Source organism: Hydrocoleum sp. CS-953 (assembly GCF_002260545.1).
In the GTDB taxonomy this organism is placed as follows: Bacteria; Cyanobacteriota; Cyanobacteriia; order Cyanobacteriales; family Microcoleaceae; genus Trichodesmium.
Window position 1 is genome coordinate 1 of the sequence record NZ_LGSU01000539.1, and the last position, 3,549, is coordinate 3,549.

At 32.4% G+C, this 3,549-nt stretch carries 4 protein-coding genes and 1 pseudogene; 4 read left to right on the forward strand and 1 reads right to left on the reverse strand.

The genetic code is table 11. The annotated features are described in order from the left end of the window. The 4 genes and pseudogenes from AFK68_RS36320 to AFK68_RS05670 all read left to right on the forward strand — a co-directional run. On the forward strand, positions 1–1,234 hold a 1,234-nt coding region (locus AFK68_RS36320), incomplete at its 5' end, for a HEPN domain-containing protein (protein WP_094671941.1). Continuing rightward, positions 1,231–1,536 (forward strand): PIN domain-containing protein (locus AFK68_RS34550; RefSeq protein ID WP_246844020.1); only part of this gene is annotated, 306 nt, incomplete at its 3' end. The genes AFK68_RS36320 and AFK68_RS34550, both read left to right, overlap by 4 nt. A gap of 1 nt (position 1,537) precedes the next feature. Next, a pseudogene (locus AFK68_RS05665) lies at positions 1,538–1,850 on the forward strand (PIN domain-containing protein); the annotation flags it as partial. Between the two features lie 77 nt (positions 1,851–1,927). Further along, on the forward strand, positions 1,928–2,476 hold the full coding sequence (locus tag AFK68_RS05670) for a Uma2 family endonuclease (RefSeq protein ID WP_094671942.1): 549 nt from the start codon (positions 1,928–1,930) through the stop codon (positions 2,474–2,476). A gap of 103 nt (positions 2,477–2,579) precedes the next feature. Here the strand turns inward: AFK68_RS05670 and AFK68_RS05675 are convergent, their stop codons facing one another. After that, the gene (locus AFK68_RS05675) at positions 2,580–3,386 is read right to left on the reverse strand and encodes a putative nucleotide-diphospho-sugar transferase (RefSeq protein ID WP_094671943.1); all 807 of its coding nucleotides are present in this window, start codon (positions 3,384–3,386) and stop codon (positions 2,580–2,582) included. Positions 3,387–3,549 lie beyond the last annotated feature (163 nt).

Consider the following 3,549-nt stretch of genomic DNA (forward strand, 5'->3'; position numbering starts at 1 on the left):
ATTTAATAAAGCTAGAGTACGGTATAGTTATCTATCTGACTGGGCAGACTTGCCTTTAATTAAGCGAGAACCTGATTTGAGAGATTTAGATTGGAATAAAGAGAGAGAATTAAGATTTACATATACTGCCCCTGAAGATATTGAAGCAAAAACAACATACGGAAAATTTTCTGTCTTTTATAATTGTTCTGAAGCAGGTAAGCGTGAAAGTATCGACTTCAAACAATTTGTCTCATTAATGATTAAACCAAATGAAGAACTTTTATGTAAAGATTTTCACTTTAAATTCATACATCCTCTAAATAATTTTATAACTTTTGCAACTGATAGAACTAACTGCATTACTGAATTAGAATTTTATTCCCGTCACGGTGATACAGACATAGTAGATAGCCGTTACAGTCTAGACGAAATCCCTATAAAAGCTATTTATAAAACTTACTACCCCGATAGAAAAAAGCTAGATCAATTACTTTTTCACAATAAAATTTTCTCTGAGATGCTGTTTTCTATCTCTGATATTAAGAGTGACTTTTCATTAATTATGCAAAGATGGTTTGATTCTGTTGACAAACTAGATAGTATTTTGAATTTATTCTTCAGTATTAAGTACAAACCAGATATTTATTTAGAGAGTAAATTTCTCAATCTTGTTCAGGCTGTAGAATCTTATCATCGCCGTCAAATTAAAAATCATGTTTTGCCAAAAGATGAGCATGAAAAGCGTCGGAAAGCAGTTTTAGATAATGTTCCTGATGAGTATAAAAAATGGCTAGAAGACAGACTTCAACATAGTAATGAACCAACTTTACAAGAAAGATTAATAGAAATATTTGAATTAATCCCAGAAATAACCAATCAATTAGTTAAGGATAAAGAAGGATTTGCTACTAAAATCAAGAATGCTAGAAATTATTTCACTCATTACGATGAATCTTTAAAGAAAAAGAAAAAGGTTCCTCAACCAGAAGAATTATCTTGGTTTATAGAATTACTTTCTTTCATTTTACAAGCTTGTATTTTGACAGAATTAGGTTGTACTTCAGAACGTTGTCACCAGTTACTTAACAGAAATAAGAGATATAAGAATGGGTTAGAAAGAGCAAGAGAACCTAAAACTGATATGGGTAAAAAATTACAGGAAATTCGTCTTCAGATACCTTCCGAGCGTAAATTACTAACTAAGGATGAAATAGAAGAAGAAATTGCCGAAAGTCGGGGTGAAAGACAGTGAGTATTATCAAAACCTATATAGATTCTGGCGTACTTATTCAAGCATATCGAGGCGAAACCTATATAGGAATAAAAGCACAAGAAATTCTTGATGACCTCCAACGAGAATATGCCACTAGCTCGTTTGTCAAATTAGAAGTATTATCTAAAGCAATTTATTTTCAAAACCTCGCTGAAGTTAATTTTTATGAAACATTTTTTACAGGTTGTACTATCTGGGCAAATGAACTAGAAAAAATTGTCGAATCTGCACAAAAATTAGCTTCTGATTTTGGTCTAAATGCAATAGATGCTCTTCATGTTNCCTCCAACGAGAATATGCCACTAGCTCGTTTGTCAAATTAGAAGTATTATCTAAAGCAATTTATTTTCAAAACCTCGCTGAAGTTAATTTTTATGAAACATTTTTTACAGGTTGTACTATCTGGGCAAATGAACTAGAAAAAATTGTCGAATCTGCACAAAAATTAGCTTCTGATTTTGGTCTAAATGCAATAGATGCTCTTCATGTTGCTGCTGCTATTTCTGTAAATTCTGATGAATTAATAACAACAGAAAAACCTAGTAAACCTATGCACCGAGTCACTCAGATTAAGGTAACTTCAATTTCTCAATAATACCAATGATAAAATATTTGTAGCACAGGTATCTTGCCTGAGTCCTGTATATTTAGAAATAGAAATAATTAATAACCATGCCAAATCTAACAATAAAAGACCTAGAAAAATTAACAAGCGAACACCCAGACCATCAAATGGAATTAGTAGGAGGAGAAATTATCGTTATGAGTCCGTCAGGTTTAGAATCAGATGAAGTAGCAGCAATGATTATTAATCTATTATTAAACTGGGTACGACCTCGAAAATTAGGCAGAGTAACAGCTTCCAGTGCAGGTTTTCGTTTACCAAATGCAGATGGAGATGTTCGCGCTCCCGATGCTGCTTTTATTCGTGGCGATCGCCTCCCCCAGACTACGGAAAATTATGCCGATATCGTACCCGATCTAATTTTTGAAGTTAAATCTAAAACTGACTCTGTAACCAAACTTCAAGAAAAAATTCAACAGTTTCTAACTTATGGCACGACTGTAGGAGTATTAGTAGATCCCCGCAGTCGCACAATGGAAGTTTATCGCCTTAATACTGAGAAAATTGTGCTTAGGGATGGAGATGTTTTACAAGTTCCAGAATTGTTACCAGGGTGGGAATTACCTGTCGCTGAGGTATGGGCACCAGAATTTTAAGATCGGTTACAGCGACCTTAATTGTGAAGTAATATGTCACTTTCAAAACCCAGTTTCTTCAAGAAACCGGGTTGATAGTTTTCTAATTTTAGATTTAGTTCATTTAAAGCTTTAAATACTCCTTTATTTTATCAGTTATAAGTGATAATTGATATTCCCATCCCTGTTTCTTTTTGATAGTTCTTTTTTGTATTGGCAACCAACATCGATGTTGCCGACCTGGTAATCTATTAAGTTCGTTTTTTATAACTTCATAATTCCTATGTCTACCGTGGATAATTTTTACACCATCTTTCAAAGTAAAAAAGAAGGGAGTCCTTGCATTCCAAGCATGAGATAGAACATACATTTTACAATTAGATTCTAGCCAAGCCTCTATAAAAGAAGTTTGATCGTTTTCCTTTCCTACAGTTTTATTAATAATTTTTGATTCATATATTTCTAACCATCTGTGAAAAAAAAACTCATTATTTGCACTTTTTTTAAACAGAATAACTCCCGTATTATATGTTTCACAAGCAGCTAATACTTTGTTAGTTTTAGGCGATTTTGCTTTATGAGGATCTGTGGGGTCTGGAGCAACAGCCATATCAAAAAAATCTAGAGTTTCAAATATTTCTTGACAATCATCACAGAAATATGTATCTGTATCAATAAACAAAGTTTTTTCGTAGGGAGATCCATGATAAATATGCCTGACTTTATACAACAAACCTTCCTGAAAATGTTTAATATCTGCAGGACGAATAACTACTTCATCAAACAGTGAATTGTTAATGTTTTTATCAGTTACCAGAGTAATATGAGCCTTTGCGTTTAGTTTTTTCAGGCTTGTAGCAGAGACAATTGCTTCTTTCATGTACTTGTCTCCAGTAGCAATATAAAGATAACCTATTTCGTGATTATTCATAATTATAACTTAATAAATTGTTGATTGATAATTATCGCTATCTTTTTCATAGTATCAAAATATTTTCCAATTATAATAAATTGGGTGGTCCTCTATATGTAGTGATAATTCAATATAAATGATTATTTCTTGAAATTAATCTATAGGCTTCGATATTCCACAA